We start from the raw sequence: 22,097 nt of genomic DNA on the forward strand, positions 1-22,097 counted from the left end.
GGGCCCGGTCTGGCGCCCGCGCGGTCCTCGCCCCGGCGCCGATGGCGGGCGTCGCGCGGGCGCGCCCCCGAGACACGGGGGGCCGCGAACACGCAGCGCCGGAGGCGCTGCCAAAGTTACAGTCATGAGTGATTCGAAGGTATGGGAGTACGCCACCGTTCCGCTGCTGACGCATGCGACCAAGCAGATTCTGGACCAGTGGGGCGCCGACGGTTGGGAACTGGTTACTGTGCTGCCCGGTCCGACCGGCGAACAGCACGTCGCCTACCTCAAGCGCCCCAAGTAATCGAAGGGACTGCACCTATGACCCAGTGGGAGAAGAACCTCGCCCAGCTCGGCCTGACCTTGCCGCCGGTTGTGGCACCGGTCGCCGCCTACATTCCGGCGATCCGCACCGGTTCGCTGGTTTACACCTCCGGCCAGCTGCCGTTCGTGGACGGACAGCTATCGGCGACCGGTAAGGTCGGCGCGGAGGTTTCGCTCGAACAGGCCAAGGAGGCGGCCAAGTTCTGCGCGCTGAACGCGATCGCAGCGGTGCACGATCTGGTCGGGCTCGATGCGGTCGTGCGCATTGTGAAGGTCGTCGGATTCGTCGCTTCCGCACCGGGATTCACCGATCAGCCGCAGGTCATCAATGGCGCATCGGAATTGCTCGGTGCGGTTTTCGGTGATGCGGGCGTGCACGCGCGTTCCGCGGTCGGCGTCGCCGAACTGCCCCGCAACACCCCCGTCGAAGTCGAACTGATCGCCGAAGTGCGCTAAACAGGTTCGATGACGCTCACCCATCCCGCATACGGCCAGCTGCGGCAGGTCACGCCGACCGCGGCGGTCGTACTCGCGGACAATCCTGGCCAGATGACGCTGGAGGGCACCAATACCTGGCTGCTGCGCGCGCCGGGACAATCGGAATACGTCGTCATCGATCCGGGACCGAAGGATAAGGCGCACAGCGAAACGATCGCCCGCGCCACCGACGGCAATATCGCGCTCACCCTGATCACCCACCGGCATCACGATCACACCGGCGGTATCGATCGGCTGGCCAAGCTGACCGGTACGCCGGTGCGGGCCAGGACCACCGAATTCCTGCGTGATTCCGATGCGCCGCTGGTCGACGGCGAGGTGATCGAGGCTGCCGGATTGCGGATCACCGTCCTGGACACCCCCGGCCACACCAAGGATTCGGTGAGTTTCGTCCTGGACGACGCGGTGTTGACCGGTGACACCATTCTCGGCTTCGGCACCACTGTGCTCGATTCCACCGACGGCGCCCTCGCCGATTATTTGGCATCCCTGGACAAGCTGGTCGAGGTGGGTGTGGGACGCGCGCTACTGCCCGCACATGGTCCGGACCATCCCGATCTGGAACCGATCGCGCGGTACTACATCGCGCACCGGCAGGAGCGGCTCGATCAGGTGCGGGAGGCGTTGCGCATCCTCGGGCCGAACGCCGGCGCGATGTCGGTGGTGCGCAAGGTCTACGCCGATGTCGACAAGCGGCTCTGGCCTGCCGCGCGTAGTTCGGTGCAGGCGCAGTTGGAGTACCTGCGCGCCGAGCAGAACTAGCAAACACCGAAGCACGCTGAGTTCATTCGAGCTGAACTCAGCGTGCTTTTGCATAACTCAGCGTGCTTTTGCATTCAGATGCCACGGCGTCCACCTGCCGCAGCGCGTCTGGTCGGCGGCCGGGCTCTCCGGTCGCCTATGGGGTTCGAGCGTCAGCGCGCGCGGCGGGCCAGGCGCTCGGAGTCGGAGATCAGCACACTCTTGCCCTCCAGCCGTAGCCAGCCGCGGTGCGCGAAGTCGGCCAGAGCCTTGTTCACGGTCTCGCGGGAGGCGCCGACCAGCTGCGCGATCTCTTCCTGGGTGAGGTCGTGGGTGACCCGCAGCGCACCGGCCTCCTGGGTACCGAACCGCTGCGCGAGCTGCAGCAACGCCTTGGCGACCCGGCCGGGGACGTCGGTGAAGATCAGGTCGGCCAAGTTGTTGTTGGTGCGGCGCAAGCGACGAGCGAGGACGCGCAGCAGTTGCTCGGCGATCTCGGGCCGCTGGTCGATCCAGGACTTGAGCGCGTCACGGTCCATGGTGACCGCACGGACCTCGGTCACGGTGGTAGCGGTCGAGGTGCGCGGACCCGGGTCGAAGATCGACAGCTCACCGAACATGTCCGACGGACCCATGATGGTCAGCAGGTTTTCTCTGCCGTCCGGGGAACGCCGTCCTATCTTCACCTTTCCGGAGGTGATGATGTACAACCGGTCGCCGGGTTCGCCCTCGTTGAAGATGACATGGCCGCGCGGAAAATCCACGGGCTGCAGTTGTTTGGCGAGGGCCGCCACCGCGGTGGGCTCTACGCCTTGGAAGATGCCTGCTCTGGCGAGGGCCTCGTCCACGAATGTGCTCCTTATGGGAAATGGCTCTGTCCTGGACCGAAGCGAATCGGCCAACAGCGCAGTCTACGCGGCATTACGGCAGCGTAGTGACAGACACCACGTAACGAGTGGATTGCGCGGCGTACCAGGTACCGGTCGGTAGGGGATTCAATTCAGATTCAGCTGGCGCGTGCGACGTCCAGCTCTTCGCCACGGGAACGGCGCCTGCGCATCCGTGCCACCGCGGCGGGCAGTCCGAGCTTCGTCAGCTCCTTCACTTCGGCGTTGCTTGCCTTGTCCAGGTACTGCTGAACCTCTTCGTCGGGTTCGAGAAGTTTGCGGAGCCGATTCTCGACCCGCTCCATGCCCAGTGCGAAAAGCATCAGCACCACTGGGAAGAGCACCACAGCGAGTCCTTGCATGACGAGCAGTAAACACGGTCTAGGTCTCAGATGGAACACGGCAAGAGATCTAGGAGGGCACCGTTGTGGAGTGGTTCCGTATGGTGGACGCGTGCGTGTCTCCCCCTCCACTGCTGCCGTGAGCGGGCCTGCGCCTGCCGTCGAGGCGACCGATGCGCAACTTGCCGCGGTCCCCGCGCCGAAGCGCAAATCCCGAGCGCGACAAGCGGAAACCCAGCTCGGCCGCACCCGAAGGGCCCGCCGGATGAACCGCGCTCTCGCGGTGGCCTTTCCGGACGCGCACTGCGAGCTCGACTTCGGCACACCGCTCGAATTGGCGGTTGCGACAATACTTTCCGCGCAGTGCACCGATGAGCGGGTGAATCTGACCACACCCGCGCTCTTCGCCAAGTATCCCGACGCCCGCGCCTACGCCGAGGCAAACCGCGCGGAGCTGGAGGAATACATCCGGCCCACCGGCTTCTTCCGCAACAAGACCAGTTCGCTGATCGGACTCGGCCAGGCACTGGTCGAACGCTTCGATGGTGAATTGCCTCACACCCTCGACGAACTGGTGCAATTGCCCGGCATTGGCCGCAAGACCGCCAACGTCATCCTCGGCAACGCCTTCGGGGTGCCCGGCATTACCGTCGACACCCATTTCGGTCGGCTGGTGCGACGCTGGGCGTGGACCACCGAGGAAGATCCGGTGAAGGTCGAACACGCCATCGGCGAGCTGATCGAACGCAAGGAATGGACAATGCTGTCCCATCGCGTGATCTTCCACGGGCGTCGGGTCTGTCATTCCCGCAAGCCCGCATGCGGTGTCTGCCTGTTGGCCAAGGACTGTCCATCGTTCGGGGTCGGGCCGACCGACCCGGAGACCGCGGCGAAGCTGGTGAAGGGTCCGGAGGCGGAGCATCTGCTCGAGCTGGTGGGCCGGTGAAACGAATACCTGTCGCGGCGCGCTTGGCGCTGGCAGGGTTGATCACCGTAGTGGCCTTGGCGGTCGCGCTGTGGCCCCGCGATCACGATGACACCGCGACGAGCGGCAACCATCCGGCGAATTCCCCAGCGAGCGCATCGGTCGAGGCGCGCACCGCTGCCGGGCTCGCGAATTGTCCGGCGCCGAGCGCGGATACGGTGGGCCGCGGCCCGCTTGCCGGACTCGGCCTGAGCTGTCTATCCGACGGCAAATCGGTCGACCTGGCGGCCGCACTCGCGGGCAAACCCGCACTGCTGAACCTGTGGGCGTACTGGTGTGGACCGTGCGCCAAAGAGTTGCCGGATGTGCAGGAGTACGCGCGACGAGCCGGAAACGCGATTACCGTGCTGACCGTGCACAGCGATCCGGATGAGGCGAGGGCGCTCGCGTTGCTGACCGACCTGAAGGTGACGTTGCCCGGCGTCCTCGACCCGCGCACCAAGGTGCGTACCGCGGTCGGTGCGCCCGCGGTGCTGCCGGTGTCAGTGCTTTTGCGTGCGGATGGTTCGGTCGCCGAGGTGGTGGTGCGTGCCTTCAACGGCGTCGACGATATCGCCGATACGGTCGCGAATAACTTGGGAGTTGCGGCATGACCGAGATCTCCATGCCGGACAGCATCCCGAAGTGGCTGCGCCGAGCGGCGGACCCGAATACCGATTCCACCGACACGCTGTCGTTGGCGCGCGCGGTCCGGCGGGCCATGACAATCAGCACCACACCGCGGCAGGCGGCCGTGCTCGTGCTGTTCAGTGGTTCGCCCGAAGCAGATCCCGAGACCCCGGGCGGGCTGCCCGCCGATGCGGATGTGCTGCTGACTCAGCGCGCGTCCACCATGCGCCAACACCGCGGTCAGGTCGCATTTCCCGGCGGTGCGGTCGACCCCGGCGACTCCGGACCGATCGATACCGCCCTGCGCGAGGCCTGTGAGGAAACCGGGCTGGCACGCGAGGGCGTCGAACCCTTTGCGGTGCTACCGAAGCTGTTCGTGCCACCGTCCCGATTCGATGTGACCCCGGTGGTGGCCTATTGGCACACCCCGAGGACGGTTCGCGTGGTCAATCACACCGAGACCGAACGTGTTGTGCGAGTGCCGCTCGCCGATCTGCTGGACCCGGCGAATCGCTTCATGGTGCGCGGCAGCCTCGGCTATCAGAGTCCGGCATTCCAGGTGGACGGAATGCTGGTGTGGGGACTGACCGGCGGCATTCTGGCGGGCATCTGCAAATCCGCCGGGTGGGAACGGGACTGGGACCACAGCGATGTTCGCGATCTAGAGTCCGCGCTGGCGGCCGTAGGGATGACGTTATGAGTTCATCGGCTTGGCTCGATATCGCGGTAGTGCTGCTCGCGCTGCTTGCCGCCTCCTCCGGGTGGCGACAGGGCGCGGTAGCTTCCGCGCTGGCCTTCCTCGGCGTCGTACTCGGCGCGGTCGCGGGCATTCTCATCGCGCCGCACATTCTGGTCCACGTCGACGAGGGCAGACCGCGGGTGCTCACCGGCGTGCTGTTGATCGTGCTGCTGGTCATCGTGGGTGAGGTCGCGGGCATGGTGCTCGGCCGGGCCGCGCGCGGCGGTATGCGGCATCCGTTCACCCGCAGTGTGGACAGTGCTGTCGGCGCGGTGCTGCAGGCGGTCGCGGTGCTGGTCACCGCGTGGCTGCTGGCGTTGCCGCTGGCTACCTCTTCCCAGCCCGCCATCGCCGCGGCCATCAATGGTTCGAAGGTGCTCGCCGACGTCAACGATGTCTCGCCGAATTGGCTGCGGCGGCTGCCGAACGAATTCTCCAAACTGCTCAACACCTCCGGGCTGCCGGATGTCATCGGACCGTTCGGGCGGGCGCCGATCGCGGCCGTCGAACCGCCCGATCCCAGCGTGCTCGCCAGTCCGGTCGCGGCATCGCTGCAGCAGAGTGTGCTGCGTATCCGCGGTGTCGCGCCCAGCTGCCAGCGGGCACTGGAGGGCTCCGGCTTCGTGATCGCACCCGAACGCGTGATGACCAATGCGCATGTGGTCGCGGGTACCACGAGCGTCAGCGTGGATACCGCGCGCGGTCCGCTCGAGGCGACGGTGGTGCTGTTCGATCCATCCAAGGACGTCGCGGTGCTCGCGGTGCCCGGCCTCACCGCCCCGATCGTCCCGCAGGCGCCCTCGGCCGCGCACTCCGGCGACAGTGCCATCGTGCTCGGCTACCCGGGCGGTGGACCGTACACGGCCAGCGCGGCTCGCGTGCGCGAGACGTTGGATCTGACCGGGCCGACTATCTACCGCAACGGCACGGTCGAGCGCGAGGTCTACACCGTCCGCGGTTTGGTGCGAGCCGGTAACTCCGGTGGGCCGCTGGTGGATACGGAGGGGCAGGTGCTCGGTGTGGTTTTCGGTGCGGCGGTCACCGACGATGACACCGGTTACGTGCTGACGCTGAACGAGGTGCGTGCGCAATTGGAGGCCGCGCCAGGCTCGTATACGCAGATCCAGACCGGAGCCTGCGTACTGAGCTGAGACCGGCTGAGGGGCGACTGGCTACGCGCGCCGGTCCCCCGGCCGGATGCAACGCTAAGCGTGCCGCCAACCTGCCGTTCGACAAGTTGGCCAGGCGAGAATCGGTCCCGACTATCCGAGCAGCTTGGCCAACTCCATCGTGACCGCATCCGGGTTCTCTTGGTGCGCAAAGTGACCCGCGCCCGGAATCACGACCTGTCGCCGCTGCGGTGATAACCGGCGGCCGCGCTGGAAGGTGGCAGGCAGGATGTAGCCGTCGAGTTCACCGCGCATGGCGAGCACCGGAATGCGGATCGGCACCCGCATGGTGGCCATGAACCGCCGACCGTCCGGCCGCCACTGACTGCGGAAGGCCCAACGCTGATATTCCAGCGCACAGTGCGCCGCACCGGGAATCTGGATGGCCGAGCGCATCCGATCGGCCGTCTCGATGAATTCGGCGGTGCCTGACCAGGTCCGGCTAACCCGCTGGCGCAGCAGCCGCTCGACCTCGAAGCCGTCGCCGGTGGTCAGCAGATGTTCGCCGTAGCGCGGCAGCTGATAGCGCAGGAAGTTCGGCAGCCAGGTGCGTCGCTGGCGCCGGTCGCGCAGCACCGCGCTCTTGAGCGCGGCCGGATGCGGGGAGCTCACCAGTGCGATCGAGCGCACCAGTCGGGGATGCAGCACCGCGGTCGTCCAGCACACCAGTCCGCCATCGGCATGTCCGACCAGCGTGGCCTCGGAGTAGCCCATGGCGCGGATGAGTCCGGCGATATCACCGGCCAGCGTCCAACCGTCATAGCCGCGCGGCGGTTTATCGCTGTCGCCGTAGCCGCGCAGATCCACCGCGACCGCGCGATAGCCGAGTTCGGCGAGTCCGGTCAGCTGATGCCGCCAGGACCACCAGAGGTCCGCGAATCCGTGCAGCAGGACGACCAGCGGTGCGTCCGGGCGCTCCGGCGCGGCCTCGACGACATGGAAGCGTATGCCGTTCGCGTGCACATCCCGATGCGTCCACGGCCCGTCGTAACGGACGCTGGACGGATCGGGAAATGAGTTCGACGACACGCCGACCGAGCCTAGTAGGGGTCCGGCCCACCGCCTAGTCGACGCTGCCGCGCCGCCCGGCGGCTACTCGAGTGACTTCGACCGTGTCGGCTCCGCGAGCGTGAGGTGCTCCTCGTGCGAGCCGAATCCGCTCGGCAGCACCGTGCGCGCCTGCTTGAGCGAATCGATCGTCTTCTCCGGCGCCCGCAGCTTCTTGACCCGCAGATAGCCGAGCAGGGCCAGGACCGCCGTCGCGACGATCATCAGCAGGAAAACGATCAGGAAGGCCGCCCAGCGCGCCAGCCAGACATCGAGCAACTCGCCCAGGAAGAAGAAAAAGAAGAAGGTGCTGAACAACAGCACGGTCAGCGCGAGGATGAAGTAGACGCTGCCCTGCAGCCCCTTCTTGATCTCCCCGGTTACCTCGGCCTTGGCCAGCTCTACCTCGGCGCGCACCAGCGTGGACATCTGCTCGGTGGCATCGCGGACGAGGGCGCCGAAACTCGCCGACCCCGCGGGATTGGCGTCCGAGAGGGGAATCGAGGTGACAGTGTGGTCGCGACGCGACTCATCCCCGTTACCGCGCTGCGTCCCATTCCTATCTTGGGCGAAACTCACTTGGTCGACCCTTCTCCCTGTCCCGGCACTGCTTCCGCCTCAGTCTCTCGTTCTATCGCACGCGCATCCCGCCGCGCCTGGTGGACACGCCCACGCCGCAACAGTAGCGCCGAACCCGCGAGCGACGCCGTCATTGACGTCACCAACACCGCGGCTTTGGCCAATTCGACGGCCGAGCCGTCACCGACGTCGGTCAGCGCGAGTTCTGCCACCAGAAGGCTAACGGTGAAGCCGATCGCGCCGAGCACCGAGAGGGCGAACATGTCTCGGTAGCCGAGGCTGGCCGGACGCTTCGCAATGCCCAATCGGATTGCCACCCAGCTGATTCCGAAGATACCGGCGGTCTTGCCGAGCAGTAACCCGAGAATTATGGCCAGCGGCAGTCTGTCACTGAACAGGTGCTGGAAAACCTTGCCGTCCAAGGGAACTCCGGAGGCGAACAAGGCGAACAGTGGCACACAGAGTCCGGCCGAGATCGGCTGGATCATATGCTCGAGCCGCGTTGCCGGGGCCTGGGTCTCGCCGGGATCCTGGCGCACCCTGGTGAGCAGACCGAGCGCGACACCGGCCAGCGTCGGATGTATGCCCGCCTCGTGCAGGGCGTACCAGGAGACCAGCGCCAGCGGCACATACAGCAGCGGTGTGGATATCCGCTTGTGCTGGGCCAGCGCCCACGTCGCGAAGCCGGCCGCCGCGGCCAGCAGCCACAGCGCCGACAACGTCGTGGTGAACAGTACCGCGATCAGGATGATGGCGAGCAGATCGTCGACCACCGCGAGGCTCAGCAGGAAGACCCGCGCGCTGGCCGGGATCCGGGATCCGGTCATGGCCAGCACGGCCAGCGCGAACGCGATATCGGTCGCCACCGGAATCGCCCAGCCTCGGTCCATCCCGTCGATGCCGAATCCGACCGCGAATGCGATCAGCGCCGGTGTGACCACCCCGCCGACCGCCGCGATGATCGGCAGCACGGCCCGCTTGGGATCGGCGAGTTCGCCGACCACCAGCTCGCGTTTGAGCTCTAATCCGGCGACGAAGAAAAAGATCGCGAGCAGACCGTCCTCGGTCCAGTCCGCGACGGTGAGATCCAGATGCAGCGCGTTGATCGGCAGGACGTACTGGGTGACGGTGAAGTAGCTCTCGCGCCATGGCGAGTTCACCCACAGCAATGCGGCCGCGGCGGCGATAAGAAGTATTGCACCGCCAACGGTTTCGGTGCGTAGATAGCGCGTCAGCTCCGAGCGCACTTGGGTGATCACGGGAAACCTTCCGCCGGGGTGGGCTGGACCGCGGACGCGCAATCCCACCGATCCGGCTTTCAGGTACACGACCGCACGCCGACCAGACTTCCCGGCACACCTTAAGCAATCCTAATGGATAGGGTCGGTGACGAATTCCGCCACCGACCCTACGATGTGCCGTTTCGGTGTGCCGACTCAGGCGCGGCTGGCCCGGATCGCCTCGAAAACATTGGGATCGACCAGTGTCGAGGTGTCGCCCAATTCGCGGCCCTCGGCGACATCGCGCAGCAGTCGACGCATGATCTTGCCGCTGCGGGTCTTGGGCAGTTCGGGCACCACGTGGATCTCGCGCGGCCGGGCGATCGGGCTGATCTCCCGCGACACCTCCGCCTTCAGTTCGTCGATCAGCGTATCGCCGGTGTCCTTGGCCTCGGCCGTCAGGATCACGAACGCGACGATGCCCTGTCCGGTGGTCGCATCGCTGGCGCCCACCACGGCAGCCTCGGCCACCCCGGAGTGACCGACCAGCGCGGATTCGACCTCGGCGGTGGAGATGCGGTGGCCCGACACATTCATCACATCGTCGACCCGGCCGAGCACCCATAGGTCGCCGTCGGCATCGAGCTTGGCGCCGTCACCGGCGAAGTACCAGCCCTGTTCGGCATAGCGCTCCCAGTAGGTGGCCCGGTAGCGGTCCATATCGCCCCAGATGCCGCGCAGCATCGATGGCCACGGCTGATCGAGCACCAGATAACCGTTGGCCTCGGTCTCGCCGAGCTCGACCGCCTTGCCCTCTTCGTCGACGACCTTCGCCGAAATACCGGGCAGCGCTGTCATCGCGGCGCCGGGCTTGGCGGCGGTGACGCCCGGCAGCGGGGAGATCATGATCGACCCCGTCTCGGTCTGCCACCAGGTGTCCACGATGGGCGCGGAGTTCGCACCGATCACCTCGCGGTACCAGCGCCAGGCCTCCGGATTGATCGGTTCGCCGACGCTGCCGAGCACCCGGATGCTGGACAGATCGTGGGCCGCGGGAATCTCCCTACCCCACTTCATGAATGTGCGTACCAACGTCGGTGCCGTGTAATAGATTGTGACGCCGTACTTTTCGATGATATTCCAGTGCCGGTGCTCATCCGGGAAGTTCGGTGTGCCCTCGTATACGACCTGGGTGGTTCGGTTCGACAGCGGTCCATAGACGATGTAGGTGTGCCCGGTGACCCAGCCGATATCGGCGGTGCACCAGTAGATGTCCTGTCCGGCCTTGTGGTCGAAGACATTGTGGTGGGTGTAGGACGCCTGGGTGAGATATCCGCCGCTGGTGTGCAGGATGCCCTTGGGCTTACCGGTGGTACCGGAGGTGTAGAGGATGAACAGCGGATGCTCGGCATCGAAGGCCTGCGCCCGGTGTTCGGGGGAGGCCTGCGCGACGGTCTCGTGCCACCACAGGTCGCGGCCCTCGGTCCACGGCACCTCGATATCGGTGCGGCGCACCACCAGTACGTGTTCCACAGAGTGCGGCACATCGCCGTTGGCGTAGAGCGCCTCGTCGACAGCCTCCTTGAGCGGTGCGGCCTTACCGCGACGCCACTGACCGTCGGTGGTGATGATCAGCCGGGCGCTCGCATCGTCGACGCGCTGGCGCAGCGCGGTCGGTGAGAAGCCCGCGAATACCACCGAATGCGTCAGCCCGAGTCGGGCGCAGGCCAGCATCGACACGATCGCTTCGGGAACCATCGGCATGTAGATGGCTACCCGATCGCCCGCTTCGAGTCCGAGTTCGGTCAGATAGTTTGCGGCGCGGGAAACTTCGGCGAGGAGTTCGGCGTAGGTGATGTCGCGGGAGTCGCCCGGTTCGCCTTCCCAATGGATGGCGACCTGATCGCCGTGCCCGTCGAGCACATGGCGGTCCACACAGTTGTAGGCGACATTGAGCTTTCCGTCGACGAACCACTTCGCGACGGGCGGGTCATTCCAGTCGAGCACCTGCGTCCACGGCTGCTCCCAGTGCAGCCGCTGGGCCTGTTCGGCCCAGAACGCGTCGCGATCCGCCACGGCCCGCTGGTACAACGACGCGTCGGCATTCGCCGCCGCGGCGAATGCCGCGGTCGGCGGGTACGAGTCCCGGTGGTCGGTGGTTTCGGTCATCTCGTCTCTTCCTCACGTAGCCCCGTGGTGCTGGCAGTCGCAGTCGATTTCGACAGTAACCAACTGTGATCCAGCCCGCGCCTGCTGTGTCCAATGGGTTTCCATCGCGTCACCTCGGCGGGTATCCTGCGCGATCCGCTGACAAACCGGGCCTTCGGTCGCTATCGTCATAGACCAACCAGCTCCGGACACCGGAAGCCCCAACGGAGGCATACTTCCGGCGGATGCCCGTCTTCTCCTTAATGTTTAACGCGTTTCGACGATGTTGCCGGATTGGTAACAAGTGGAACGAACCTCTGTCAATCCGGTGACAAGGCTGCTTCGAATGGCTAACGTCCCAGGCATTCCAAGGCGGATCGAGTCGAGGCGCGCTGGGCAGATACCCATGCGTCGTCGCGGATCCCCTTCGCCTGTCTCGAAATCGGGAGAACGCGTTGAGATTCAACAGAGCTACAGCGTTGACCGCGGCAGTCCTGCTGGCCACAAGCCTGGGACTGTCCGCATGTTCGTCGAGCGATAGTGCCGACGCCGACATCGTCACCACCAACGGGGGTGAACCGCAGAATCCGTTGGTGCCGACCAATACCAACGAGAATATGGGCGGCCGCGTCGTGGACCGGCTGTTCGCGGGTCTGAAGTACTACGACGGCAAAGGCGTTGCGCACGACGAGATGGCCGAGTCCATCAAGACGAACGACCGCAAGACCTACACGATCACCATCAAGCCGGACTGGAAGTTCACCGACGGCACCACGGTGACCGCGAAGTCGTTCGTCGACGCCTGGAACTACGGCGCCCTCGGCACCAATGGTCAGCTGCAGAGTTACGCGTTCACCCCGATCGTCGGATTCGACGAGGTTTCGTCGGAAAAGCCCACGGCACAAACGATGTCGGGTCTGAAGGTGGTCGACGACCGAACCTTCACCGTCGAGTTGAAGTCGCCGTCCATCGACTTCGAGACCGAACTCGGCTACGCACCGTTCTATCCGCTGCCCGATGCCGCATTCAAGGATATGAAGGCCTTCGGTGAGAACCCGATCGGCAATGGCCCGTACAAGTTCCAGACCTGGGAGCACAACGTCAAGATCGACCTGACGCCCAACCCGGACTACAAGGGCGGACGTGCGCCCAAGAACAAGGGTCTGCGCTTCGTCATGTACCAGTCGTTCGATACCGCGTACTCGGATCTGCAGGCGGGCAACCTCGACACCCTCGACACGATTCCGGACAGCGCGCTGACTTCGTACAAGAAGGACCTCGGCGATCGCGCGATCCTCGATCCGTCCGCGCAAAACCAGCACATCGGCGTCCAGGCCAATGTCCCGCACTTCGGCGGTGAGGAAGGACTGTTGCGTCGACGGGCCCTCTCGATGGCGATCAACCGGCAGCAAATCTGCGACACCATCTTCAACGGCACCAAGATTCCGGCACGCGACTTCACCTCGAGTACTCTGCCCGGATTCAACGGCAACCTGCCCGGCTCGGAGGTGTTGAAGTACAACCCCGAAGAGGCCAAGAAGGTTTGGGCGCAGGCCGATGCCATTTCGCCGTGGTCGGGTCGGTACGAGATCGCCTACAACTCCGATGGCGGCCATCAGGCATGGGTCGAGGCCGTGGCCAACAGCATCAAGAACACCCTCGGCATCGATGCGGTCGGCGCGCCGTATCCGACATTCAAGAACATCCGAGATCTGGTGAACCAGAAGACGATCGGCAAGGCGTTCCGCTACGGCTGGCAGGGCGACTACCCGACCATGCTGCAGTTCCTCACCTCGCAGTACTACAGCTACTCCGAGACCAATAACGTCGACTACAAGAGCCCCGAATTCGACCACCTGCTCGACGCTGCGCTGGCCGCGCCGACGCTGGAAGAGTCGTACAAGATCGTGGCCCAGGCGCAGGCGTTGCTGATCAAGGATATGGCCGATATCCCGGTGATCGATTATCTTGCCGCGGCGGGACGTTCGGACAAGGTGAAGAAGGCCGACCTGGCCTGGAATGGTCTGTTCGACTTCGAAAACATCGAGAAGTAGCCGCTCGGCGCGGTCGTGCCGCACATTCTGACGGTACGGCCGCGCCGCTCACCCAGGAGATGAAATGGCCTGGTATGTCGTGCGGCGTCTGCTCCAAATGATCCCCGTCTTCCTCGGGGCGACGCTGCTCATCTATGCACTGGTCTTCTTAGTTCCGGGCGATCCGATCCACGCGCTGGCCGGTGACAAGCCGATGACGCCTGCCGTCGAGGCCCAATTGCGTGCGCGCTATCACCTGGATCGCCCGTTCATCGTGCAGTATCTGCTGTATCTGAAGGGCATTTTCACCCTCGACTTCGGGACGGCCTTCTCCGGCCGCCCGGTGCGCGACGAACTCGCCCGCGCATTCCCGATCACCATCAAATTGGCGTTGATGGCGGTGCTCATCGAGGGCATCTTCGGCGTTGTCTTCGGGCTGATCGCAGGACTACGCAAAGGCAAACTGTTCGACTCGACGCTACTGGTGGTCAGCCTGATCATCATCGCGGTGCCGATCTTCGTGATCGGCTTCCTGGCCCAGTTCGTACTGGGTGTGAAGTGGGGTATCGCGCCGGTGACCGTCACCGGTAAGGCCAGCATCGGTGAACTGCTCGTGCCCGCATTCGTGCTCGGTTCGCTGTCGTTCGCGTATGTGCTGCGGCTGACCCGAAACTCGGTGGCGGAGAACATGTCCGCCGATTACGTCCGCACCGCGACCGCGAAAGGGCTCAGTCGCCCACGTGTGGTCACCGTGCACATTCTGCGTAATTCGATGATTCCGGTGATCACCTTCCTCGGCGCCGATCTCGGTGCGCTGATCGGCGGCGCGGTCGTCACCGAGGGCATCTTCAACATTCCGGGCGTGGGTGGGACGCTGTACCAGGCGATTACCCGCGGTGAACCGCCGACGGTGGTCTCATTCGTGACCGTGCTCATCGTGATCTTCCTGATCTCGAATCTGATCATCGATCTGCTCTATGCCGCGCTCGACCCGAGGATCCGATATGCCTGAGCTCGAGAAGAAGGCTCGGGACCGGCAGCGGCATTTCGTCGCGCCACCCGATGAAGTCGAGGTGCTCGCCACCGATCAGGTCGTCGATACCGGTTCGCCGACCAGCATCTGGCAGGACGCGTGGCGACAGTTGCGCCGCAATCCGATCTTCATCGTGGCCGCGGTGCTGATCGTGTTCATCGCCATCGTGGTGCTGTGGCCCGGTCTGTTCTCCGATCAGGATCCGCGCTATTGCAATGGCGATTTCAGCATGGATCCGCGCGGGCCCGGACACCCGTTCGGTTTCGATAAGCAGGGCTGTGATGTATACACCCGAACCGTTTACGGCGCACGGGCTTCGGTAATGGCCGGGTTGGGTGCCACCACGGTATTCCTGCTCGTCGGCGGCACGCTCGGAGCCCTCGCGGGGTTCTACGGCGGTCTGCTCGATTCGGTGGTATCACGCATCGCGGAGATCTTCTATGCGATTCCGCTGATGCTGGCCGCGATCGTCATCATGCAGCTGCTCGATTCGCGCACGATCTGGACGGTCATCTTGATCCTGGCCGCGTTCACCTGGCCACAGGCTGCACGTATCGCGCGCAGTGCGGTGATCGAGGCGAAGAACAGCGAATATGTCACGGCGGCAAAGGCATTGGGTGTGTCGCGAATACGCACGCTGCTGCGTCATGTGCTGCCGAATGCGGCCGGACCGCTGATCGTGGTGACGACGATCTGGCTCGGTGCGTTCATCGTCACCGAGGCGACACTGTCCTACCTCGGCGTCGGCCTGCCGCGCACAATCGTGTCCTGGGGCTCGGATATCAATACCAATCAGCACGAGCTGCGCGGCGGATCGCCGATTTTGTTCTATCCCGCAACGGCTTTGGCGCTCACCGTGCTGAGCTTCATCCTGCTCGGGGACGCGCTGCGGGATGCGCTCGATCCGAAGGCGAGGAAGAGGTGACCGCAGCGATGTCCGATAAACCATTGCTCGAGATCGAGGATCTCAATGTCTGCTTCTCCTCCGAGGGCAAGAAGATTCCGGCGGTTCGTGACGTCAGTCTGACGGTTTATCCGGGCCAGACCGTCGCCATTGTCGGCGAATCCGGATCCGGAAAATCCACGACGGCGCACAGCATTATCGACCTGCTGCCCGGCACCGGGCAGGTCACCTCCGGCTCGATCAGGTTCGACGGCAAGGATCTGGCGAAGGCGTCGAAGAGGGAGGTCGTCGCGGTCCGCGGCAGCGGGATCGGATTGGTGCCGCAGGATCCGATGTCGAATCTGAATCCGGTGTGGAAGATCGGGTTCCAGATCCGAGAGACCTTGGAGGCCAATGGCATTGCCAAGGGCAAGGCGGCGAAGCAGCGCGCCATCGAACTGCTCGAGGAAGCCGGGATGTCAGACGCGGCGCGCCGGGTGAACCAGTACCCGCACGAGTTCTCCGGCGGTATGCGCCAGCGCGCGCTCATCGCCATCGGATTGGCCTGCCGTCCCAAACTGCTGATCGCCGACGAGCCGACCTCGGCCCTCGACGTGACGGTGCAGCGGCAGATCCTCGACCATCTCGACGGACTGACCAGCGAACTCGGCACCGCGGTCCTGCTCATCACCCACGATCTCGGCTTGGCCGCCGAGCGCGCCGAGCACCTGGTGGTGATGTATCGCGGCAAGGTGGTGGAATCCGGTCCGGCACTGCGGATTCTGCGCGAACCGCAGCATCTGTACACCAAGAAGCTGGTGAATTCCGCGCCCTCGCTCGCCTCGCAGCGGCTGTCCTCGGTGCGTGAACGTATCGAGGTGCGCAAGCAGGCCGTGCAGGTCGCCGAGGAGGTCGCGGCCGCCGATAGCGAAATCGCGGCGGTGTCCGACGACGTGGTGGTGTCGCAGAATCTGACCAAAGCGTTCAAGATTCGGGGTAGTACGCCCTGGAAGTCGACGGATTTCGTCGCTGTCGACGATGTGTCGTTCCGTCTGAAGCGCGGCACGACAACGGCCATTGTCGGCGAGTCCGGCTCGGGCAAATCAACTGTGGCACAGATGGTTCTGGGTCTGCTCGAACCGACATCGGGCTCGGTGACCTTCGACGGCCACGACGTGGCGAAGCTGGATCGGAAGGGCGCGTTCGCTTTTCGTCGGCGGGTGCAGCCGATCTTCCAGGACCCTTACGGTTCGCTGGATCCGATGTACTCGATCTACCGCACCATCGAGGAGCCGCTGCGCACGCATAAGATCGGCACCGCCAAGGAACGTGAGGCGACGGTGCGCGACCTGTTGGACAAGGTGTCGCTGCCGTCCTCGGTAATGCGCCGCTACCCCAATGAACTCTCGGGTGGCCAGCGTCAGCGCGTCGCGGTGGCCCGTGCGCTCGCGCTCTCCCCTGAGGTCGTGGTGTGCGACGAGGCGGTGTCCGCACTCGATGTCCTCGTCCAGGCACAGATCCTCAAGCTGCTCAACGACTTACAAGCAGAGCTGGGTCTGTCGTATCTGTTCATCACCCATGACTTGGCCGTGGTCCGGCAGATCGCCGACGACGTCCTGGTCATGCAGACCGGCAGGATCGTGGAAGCGGCCACCACCGACGAAGTCTTCCAGAACCCCACAGAGGAGTACACCCGCCGCCTGCTCGACGCCATTCCCGGACGGGACCTGCTGGCAGGCTGACCAGGGGCGCCGTTAGCGACTGCTTGCAGGTCGCTCGAACGGGTCGGAGGCGAGACAGGAGGGGGTCGCGAACACGCAGCGCCGCAGGCGCTGCAGAATGTCTCGGTGACCGATCCGCTACAGCCCCTCGTCGATCTGCCAGGTGTGCGCGAAGCCGCCGATAAGGCGCGTGACGCGCTTGCCGCGGTGCATCGGCACAAGGCGAACCGGCGGGGCTGGCCGACCACGGCCGCCGAGGCGGCGGTGCGTGCCGCGCGCTCATCCGCCGCCATCGAGGGCGGCAGTACCGAACTGCCCGCCGACGGCCGGGTCGCGGATCCGATCCTGGCCGGCTCGCTGCGGGTCGGGCAGGCGCTCGACGGCGACGCGCTGCGGAATCTGGTCGGCACCTGGCAGCGCGCGCCGCTGCAGGCGCTGGCCAGGCTACATCTGCTGGCCGCGGCCGATCTGGTCACCGACGAAGAGCTGCTCGGGCGCCCGCGCGGTGACGGCGGTGTGGCCGAACGGCTCGACCTGCTGGTGCAGACGGTGCTCGGATCGAAAGCACCCGCGCCGGTCATCGCGGCGGTCGTGCACGGCGAGCTACTGACCTTGCGGCCGTTCGGTACGGCCGACGGCATCGTGGCGCGGGCGGCCTCGCGACTGGTGGCCGCGTCCAGTGGGCTGGACCCGCACAGCCTCGGCGTGCCGGAGGTGTTCTGGTTGCGGCGGCGTCAGCAGTATCTGGATTCGGCGGCCGGATTCGGCTCGGGTGCTCCGGATGCGGTGGGCGGCTGGGTGATCCTGTGCTGCGGCGCCTTCGAAGACGGTGCGCGGGAGGCGACATCAATCGCCGACTCGGCATCCGGATAGGGGTCCACACACATCAAAGCGGGCGGCGTTGTCGTTGACGACCTCACCGCCCGCTAGCACGGATACCCGGTTACCAAGCGTGCTGGGTGGGTTGTGTTCTGCGGCCTCGGCGATTATCCGAACTCCGGCGGTTCATCCCCGCAACCTGTGCGAGGCCTTCGCCGTCGAAAACCCGGATCTCGCAGGCCCACAACGCTTTTGCCCTTGTCGCGGCGCGCTCCGCGTGGGTGCCTGGTGCCCGTGCTGGGAAGGGTGGGTCGGGGAGCTGAACCTTCTCTTCCGGCTCCGCTCAGGCCTTCCGTCCTTCCGTAGTTACATTTCTACACTGTGACCGCGCCCACATCAAGGCTTGGAAAAACATTCAATAAGCTGCATGTCTGCTGGCGTTTCGTGGTTAAATCCCTGGTCGCGGCGGCCTCTGTGTTATGGCAGCAAGCCGTCCGCGGCGCGCCCCAACAGCCCGGCCGCGCGGCCCGAGCTCGCCAGCTATGGCTCAGCGGCGCCGGCGCAGCAGCCGGTAGCTGATCGCCCCGGCGAGCACCGCACTCAGCCCGACCGCCGCCGTCGCGGCAAGGGTGGTCGACGACGGACTCTGGAACCGCGCCCACAGCGAGACCGGGTTGGAGAAGGTGAGAATCGGCCAGCCCTTGGCCACCGCTTCGCGACGCAGATTGCGATCCGGGTTCACCGCCGTCGGATGCCCCACCGCGCTCAGCATCGGTAGATCGGTCACGGAATCGGAGTAGGCATAACACCGCGCGAGGTCGTAACCCTCAGCGGCGGCGAGCTTTTCGATCGCGGTCACCTTACCCGCGCCGTAGCAATAGAATTCGACCTCACCGGTGTATCGACCGTCCTCGACCACCATTCGGGTTGCCGCGGTATGTGAGGCGCCCAACACCTCGGCGATCGGGCCGACGATCTCCTCGCCCGAGGCCGAGACGATCACCACATCGTGTCCCCGGATCTTGTGGTCGGCAATGAGATCCGCGGCCTCGGCATAGATCAGCGGGTCGACGAGTTCGTGAAGTGTCTCGGCCACAATGGATTTCACCTGTTCGACATCCCAGCCCGCGACCATATTGGTCAGATTGGCGCGCATGCGCTCCATCTGATCGTGGTCGGCGCCCGAGAGCATGAACAGGAAGTGGGCGTAACTGCTCTCCAGCACCGCGCGCCGGTTCAGCAGGCCCTGTGCGTAGAAGGGCTTACTGAACACGTAGGTACTCGATTTCGCGATCACCGTCTTGTCGAGATCGAAGAAGGCGGCCACGCGCTCGCCCCCGGCGTTGGGTCGCTTCGTTGTCGTCGCGTCCCGTGCCGTCCGGTCCTCGAGCTCTGTTTGATCGCCATCGGCCGTCACTCGTTCAGAATATGCATGCCGCGGCGACGGTGTCCGACGGGTCGGGCGTCCGGGCCGTTCGGCGGGTTTGCCCCGCAGACGCCGGGCCGGTGGTAGCCACAAAGTTCTCCGACGACAGACTTGCGTTGTGGCCCCGGCTTGGGTGTAGTATTGCTGGCACCTGGACATAGTCCAGGCGCGTTCAGCCCGACCCCCCGGGGCTGAACCCGACGGCCCCAGCCTCCTCCCCCCCCGGCTGGGGCCGTCCTCTATTTCAGGCAAGGTTGTTCCTCCGGATTCGGCCCTCCGGATTTATCCACACCCCCCGAGTTATCCACATTCGGCATATTGCATCTTCTGCCCGGCTTCGTCTTCGAGCACGCTGACCTGCATGAATCTCGAAGCCGCCCCGGCACTCACACCGCCGCCCGCGCTCGTGCTCATCCAGGACATCCGGCTGCGCGATGAGGTTCGCCGGGTCGCGGCGGCCGCAGAGCGCGAGCTCGACGAGCGCGCGCTCTCTGTCGGTCGGCACGCCTGGGTGTCCGCACCCCTAGTGATCCTCGACACCCTGGCGGCCGAGAGCTGTGCCCGCGCCGGTTATCTCCGGCGGATCGGCATCGTACTGGTGACCGATGGGGAACCCGGATTGACCGATTGGCAGGCCGCCGCGGCCGTCGGTGCCGAGCGCGTCATCGCGCTGCCAGGTGCCGCGGTCGGACTTATCGAGAAGTTTGCTGAGCACGGTGAATATCGCATGGGCGACGGTGTTGTCGTCGCGATCGCGGGTGCCAGCGGCGGTGCGGGCGCCTCCATATTGGCCGCGGCGACCGGACTGCGATCCGCCGCAGAGCGGTTCCGCCGCGACACCGTGCTCGTCGACGGCGCGCCCCTCGGCGGCGGCCTCGACCTGCTGCTCGGCATCGAAACCGCGGCCGGACTGCGCTGGCCGGATCTGGTGATCGAGGACGGTCGGGTCTCCGCCGCCGCACTGCACAGCGCACTACCGGCAGCCGCGCCGGGACTTGCGGTACTGTCCTGCGGCCGCGGCGGTGCCGGACGCTTGCCCGCCGAAATCGGCCCCGCTGCCATCCACGCCGTCATCGAAGCGGGCCGTGCCGCAGGCGATTTGGTGATATGCGACATCTCGGGCGAACGCGGCCCACACGCGGACCAAATACTCGACGCGGCCGACCTCGTCGTCCTGGTCGTCCCAGCCCGCCTACGCGCCCTCGCCGCCGCCGAATCGGTCGCCGCCCATATCGCTCGACGAAATCCCAACCAGGGCTTGATAGTCCGCGGCCCAGCACCCGGCGGACTCCGCGGCCCCGAGGTCGCCGAAGTCCTCGACCTCCCTCTCCTAGCCGCCGTCCGAGCCCAACCCGGACTGGCCGCCCGCCTGGAACGCGGCGGGCTCACTTTGCGCCGCGGGCCCCTCCGCGACGCCGCGGACGCCGTGCTCGGGGTGCTCGGCGCTCCGGCCGGGCAGGGGTTGCGATGAGTGCGTTGGTGTTCGAGCCGCCGGTTCGAGTCCGTGCTGTAGCCGCGGCGGTGCACGGGATTCCAGCTCGCCGTGGTCGAGATGAATTGCCGCAGCAGTGTCGGATTGGCATGTCTGGAACTGTCCGCAGTGGGCGATCTGCGGTTCCGAGTGTGTGGGCGGTGCGCTGGATGTTGCGGCGGGTCCTTGCCGCTTCGGTAGGGAGGGGTTCGCGGTGAGTGCGTTGGTGACGTCGGAGTTGTTGGACCGGGTGCGGGAGCGGCTGTCCGGTGCTTCGGGGGCTCCGGATCCGGCGCAGGTGGCGGCGGCCATCCGAGCCGAGGCCGGTGGCGTACTCGGGGATACCGATCTGCTGCGGGCATTGCGGTTGTTGCAGACCGAGATGACCGGAGCGGGGCTGTTGGAGCCGCTGCTGCACGACCCTCGGGTCGCCGATGTGCTGGTGACCGCGCCGGATGCGGTGTGGATCGACCGTGGCCGTGGACTGGAACGCACCTCGGTCGTCTTCCCGGATGAGGCGGCGGTGCGTCGGCTGGCACAGCGGTTGGCGCTGTCGGCCGGACGGCGGCTCGACGATGCACAGCCTTGGGTGGACGGCAGGTTGTCTGGAAGGGAAGCGGCACTGGGGGATTCGTTCGGAGTCCGGCTGCACGCGGTCTTGGCGCCGGTGGCGCACGGCGGCACCTGCCTGTCGCTACGCGTGCTGCGTCCGGCGACCCAGGGACTTGATGCGCTCGCTGCGGCCGGTGCCGTACCCGCCGACGCGAAACTCCTACTGGAGCAGATCATCCGGGCCAGACTCGCCTTCCTGGTGGTCGGCGGAACCGGTGCGGGCAAGACAACACTGCTGTCCGGCCTACTGGCCAAGGTCGCCGCCGATGAACGCATCATCTGCGTCGAAGACGCCGCCGAACTGGCACCCCCACACCCCCACGTCGTGCGCCTGGTAGCGCGCACCGCGAACATCGAGGGCGTCGGCGCGGTGACCGTCCGTGACCTCGTCAGGCAGGCCCTGCGAATGCGCCCCGACCGAATCGTCGTCGGCGAAGTCCGTGGCGCCGAGGTAGTCGACCTCCTGACCGCCCTGAATACCGGCCATGACGGCGGCGCGGGCACAGTCCACGCGAACTCACCCCGCGAGGTCACCGCCCGCCTGGAAGCCCTTGCCGCATTGGGCGGTATGGACCGCGCCGCCCTGCACAGCCAACTCGCCGCAGCCGTCCAGGTAGTACTGCACGTCCACCGCCGAGCCGACGGCTCCCGCGTCCTCCGCGAAATCGGCATCGTAGACCGCGACCCCCAAGACCGCGTCACCATAACCGCCGCCTGGCACGCCGACCAAGCCCCCACCCCCGCCGCCCCCACCCTCACCCGCCTCCTCGCCGAACGGCTCGACCGATGATCGCGGCAGCGACGCGCTCAGGAGTTGGTGGTCGGATGGT

At 65.8% G+C, this 22,097-nt stretch carries 21 protein-coding genes; 14 read left to right on the top strand and 7 right to left on the bottom strand.

All coding sequences use genetic code 11. The annotated features are described in order from the left end of the window. Positions 1–124: 124 nt before the first annotated feature. From ACIBJI_RS31325 to ACIBJI_RS31335, 3 genes are read left to right on the top strand one after another with little or no spacing between them, the layout of a single operon-like run. Positions 125–286 (top strand): DUF4177 domain-containing protein, encoded by a 162-nt coding sequence (locus ACIBJI_RS31325; RefSeq protein WP_085998464.1) that lies wholly within the window; start codon positions 125–127, stop codon positions 284–286. A gap of 17 nt (positions 287–303) precedes the next feature. Beyond that, the gene (locus ACIBJI_RS31330; RefSeq protein ID WP_364354199.1) at positions 304–762 is read left to right on the top strand and encodes a RidA family protein; all 459 of its coding nucleotides are present in this window, start codon (positions 304–306) and stop codon (positions 760–762) included. Positions 763–771: 9 nt separating this feature from the next. Continuing rightward, on the top strand, positions 772–1,566 hold the full coding sequence (locus ACIBJI_RS31335; RefSeq protein WP_364354196.1) for an MBL fold metallo-hydrolase: 795 nt from the start codon (positions 772–774) through the stop codon (positions 1,564–1,566). 152 nt (positions 1,567–1,718) lie between these two features. Here the strand turns inward: ACIBJI_RS31335 and ACIBJI_RS31340 are convergent, their stop codons facing one another. Next, the gene (locus ACIBJI_RS31340) at positions 1,719–2,393 is read right to left on the bottom strand and encodes a Crp/Fnr family transcriptional regulator (RefSeq protein WP_011206875.1); all 675 of its coding nucleotides are present in this window, start codon (positions 2,391–2,393) and stop codon (positions 1,719–1,721) included. Between the two features lie 158 nt (positions 2,394–2,551). Further along, the gene (locus ACIBJI_RS31345) at positions 2,552–2,794 is read right to left on the bottom strand and encodes a hypothetical protein (RefSeq protein WP_040686056.1); all 243 of its coding nucleotides are present in this window, start codon (positions 2,792–2,794) and stop codon (positions 2,552–2,554) included. Between the two features lie 91 nt (positions 2,795–2,885). Between ACIBJI_RS31345 and nth the strand changes: the two genes are divergently transcribed. Genes nth through ACIBJI_RS31365 form a run of 4 tightly spaced genes read left to right on the top strand, consistent with a single transcriptional unit; the run spans position 2,886 to position 6,257 of the window. Continuing rightward, positions 2,886–3,719 (top strand): endonuclease III, encoded by an 834-nt coding sequence (gene nth, locus ACIBJI_RS31350; RefSeq protein WP_364354192.1) that lies wholly within the window; start codon positions 2,886–2,888, stop codon positions 3,717–3,719. Further along, positions 3,716–4,351: a redoxin family protein gene (locus tag ACIBJI_RS31355; RefSeq protein WP_396957913.1), complete on the top strand. Its 636-nt coding sequence runs from the start codon at positions 3,716–3,718 to the stop codon at positions 4,349–4,351. The genes nth and ACIBJI_RS31355 overlap by 4 nt, the downstream gene beginning before the upstream one ends. Further along, entirely contained in the window at positions 4,348–5,067 is a 720-nt protein-coding gene (locus ACIBJI_RS31360; RefSeq protein WP_364354189.1) for a CoA pyrophosphatase, read from the top strand. The genes ACIBJI_RS31355 and ACIBJI_RS31360 overlap by 4 nt, the downstream gene beginning before the upstream one ends. Beyond that, a complete protein-coding gene (locus tag ACIBJI_RS31365) occupies positions 5,064–6,257 on the top strand; it encodes a MarP family serine protease (protein ID WP_364354186.1) in 1,194 nt (397 codons plus the stop codon). Before ACIBJI_RS31360 ends, ACIBJI_RS31365 begins: the two co-directional genes overlap by 4 nt. 111 nt (positions 6,258–6,368) lie before the next feature. Here the strand turns inward: ACIBJI_RS31365 and ACIBJI_RS31370 are convergent, their stop codons facing one another. From ACIBJI_RS31370 to acs, 4 genes are all read right to left on the bottom strand, one after another. Next, positions 6,369–7,304 carry an alpha/beta hydrolase gene (locus ACIBJI_RS31370; RefSeq protein WP_364354183.1) on the bottom strand — a complete coding sequence of 312 codons (936 nt, stop codon included), beginning with the start codon at positions 7,302–7,304 and terminating at the stop codon, positions 6,369–6,371. A gap of 63 nt (positions 7,305–7,367) precedes the next feature. After that, a complete protein-coding gene (locus ACIBJI_RS31375; RefSeq protein WP_397086992.1) occupies positions 7,368–7,901 on the bottom strand; it encodes a phage holin family protein in 534 nt (177 codons plus the stop codon). Then, positions 7,898–9,157: a Na+/H+ antiporter NhaA gene (gene nhaA / locus ACIBJI_RS31380; protein ID WP_364354260.1), complete on the bottom strand. Its 1,260-nt coding sequence runs from the start codon at positions 9,155–9,157 to the stop codon at positions 7,898–7,900. Before nhaA ends, ACIBJI_RS31375 begins: the two co-directional genes overlap by 4 nt. Positions 9,158–9,337: 180 nt before the next feature. Then, positions 9,338–11,290, bottom strand: a complete 1,953-nt coding sequence (acs, locus tag ACIBJI_RS31385; RefSeq protein ID WP_364354180.1) for an acetate--CoA ligase — start codon at positions 11,288–11,290, stop codon at positions 9,338–9,340. 434 nt (positions 11,291–11,724) lie between these two features. Here acs and ACIBJI_RS31390 point away from each other — a divergent pair, with 434 nt between their 5' ends. The 5 genes from ACIBJI_RS31390 to ACIBJI_RS31410 all read left to right on the top strand — a co-directional run bounded on the left by ACIBJI_RS31390 (position 11,725) and on the right by ACIBJI_RS31410 (position 17,812). Further along, positions 11,725–13,323, top strand: a complete 1,599-nt coding sequence (locus ACIBJI_RS31390) for an ABC transporter substrate-binding protein (protein ID WP_397086994.1) — start codon at positions 11,725–11,727, stop codon at positions 13,321–13,323. Between the two features lie 64 nt (positions 13,324–13,387). Next, positions 13,388–14,314 carry an ABC transporter permease gene (locus ACIBJI_RS31395; protein ID WP_364354174.1) on the top strand — a complete coding sequence of 309 codons (927 nt, stop codon included), beginning with the start codon at positions 13,388–13,390 and terminating at the stop codon, positions 14,312–14,314. Next, the gene (locus ACIBJI_RS31400) at positions 14,307–15,260 is read left to right on the top strand and encodes an ABC transporter permease (protein ID WP_397037668.1); all 954 of its coding nucleotides are present in this window, start codon (positions 14,307–14,309) and stop codon (positions 15,258–15,260) included. Before ACIBJI_RS31395 ends, ACIBJI_RS31400 begins: the two co-directional genes overlap by 8 nt. Positions 15,261–15,268: 8 nt before the next feature. After that, a complete protein-coding gene (locus ACIBJI_RS31405; protein ID WP_396958012.1) occupies positions 15,269–16,960 on the top strand; it encodes a dipeptide ABC transporter ATP-binding protein in 1,692 nt (563 codons plus the stop codon). A gap of 105 nt (positions 16,961–17,065) precedes the next feature. Next, positions 17,066–17,812 (top strand): oxidoreductase, encoded by a 747-nt coding sequence (locus ACIBJI_RS31410; RefSeq protein ID WP_364354168.1) that lies wholly within the window; start codon positions 17,066–17,068, stop codon positions 17,810–17,812. 493 nt (positions 17,813–18,305) lie between these two features. Here ACIBJI_RS31410 and ACIBJI_RS31415 read toward each other — a convergent pair whose 3' ends face one another. Beyond that, positions 18,306–19,175 (bottom strand): HAD-IB family hydrolase, encoded by an 870-nt coding sequence (locus ACIBJI_RS31415; protein WP_364354166.1) that lies wholly within the window; start codon positions 19,173–19,175, stop codon positions 18,306–18,308. Positions 19,176–19,545: 370 nt separating this feature from the next. On the opposite strand from ACIBJI_RS31415, the gene ssd reads away from it, so the two are divergent. Together ssd and ACIBJI_RS31425 are read left to right on the top strand one after the other, a co-directional pair. Next, complete coding sequence (gene ssd, locus ACIBJI_RS31420; RefSeq protein WP_364354163.1) at positions 19,546–20,655, top strand: septum site-determining protein Ssd; 1,110 nt, start codon at positions 19,546–19,548, stop codon at positions 20,653–20,655. A 214-nt stretch (positions 20,656–20,869) separates the two neighbouring features. Beyond that, complete coding sequence (locus ACIBJI_RS31425; protein ID WP_397086996.1) at positions 20,870–22,057, top strand: TadA family conjugal transfer-associated ATPase; 1,188 nt, start codon at positions 20,870–20,872, stop codon at positions 22,055–22,057. The last annotated feature ends 40 nt before the right edge of the window (positions 22,058–22,097 follow it).

The sequence above is a fragment of the Nocardia sp. NPDC050408 genome (assembly GCF_044458905.1).
Taxonomy (GTDB): domain Bacteria; phylum Actinomycetota; class Actinomycetes; order Mycobacteriales; family Mycobacteriaceae; genus Nocardia.

Excerpts from the sequence above, each read along its gene's own strand:
- ACIBJI_RS31335 (WP_364354196.1), top strand. The coding sequence starts at position 772 with ATGACGCTCACCCATCCCGCATACGGCCAGCTGCGGCAGGTCACGCCG.
- ACIBJI_RS31325 (WP_085998464.1), top strand. The coding sequence starts at position 125 with ATGAGTGATTCGAAGGTATGGGAGTACGCCACCGTTCCGCTGCTGACG.
- ACIBJI_RS31365 (WP_364354186.1), top strand. The coding sequence starts at position 5,064 with ATGAGTTCATCGGCTTGGCTCGATATCGCGGTAGTGCTGCTCGCGCTG.
- ssd (WP_364354163.1), top strand. The coding sequence starts at position 19,546 with ATGAATCTCGAAGCCGCCCCGGCACTCACACCGCCGCCCGCGCTCGTG.
- ACIBJI_RS31395 (WP_364354174.1), top strand. The coding sequence starts at position 13,388 with ATGGCCTGGTATGTCGTGCGGCGTCTGCTCCAAATGATCCCCGTCTTC.
- acs (WP_364354180.1), bottom strand. The coding sequence starts at position 11,290 with ATGACCGAAACCACCGACCACCGGGACTCGTACCCGCCGACCGCGGCA.
- ACIBJI_RS31405 (WP_396958012.1), top strand. The coding sequence starts at position 15,269 with ATGTCCGATAAACCATTGCTCGAGATCGAGGATCTCAATGTCTGCTTC.
- ACIBJI_RS31360 (WP_364354189.1), top strand. The coding sequence starts at position 4,348 with ATGACCGAGATCTCCATGCCGGACAGCATCCCGAAGTGGCTGCGCCGA.
- ACIBJI_RS31400 (WP_397037668.1), top strand. The coding sequence starts at position 14,307 with ATGCCTGAGCTCGAGAAGAAGGCTCGGGACCGGCAGCGGCATTTCGTC.
- ACIBJI_RS31345 (WP_040686056.1), bottom strand. The coding sequence starts at position 2,794 with ATGCAAGGACTCGCTGTGGTGCTCTTCCCAGTGGTGCTGATGCTTTTC.
- ACIBJI_RS31330 (WP_364354199.1), top strand. The coding sequence starts at position 304 with ATGACCCAGTGGGAGAAGAACCTCGCCCAGCTCGGCCTGACCTTGCCG.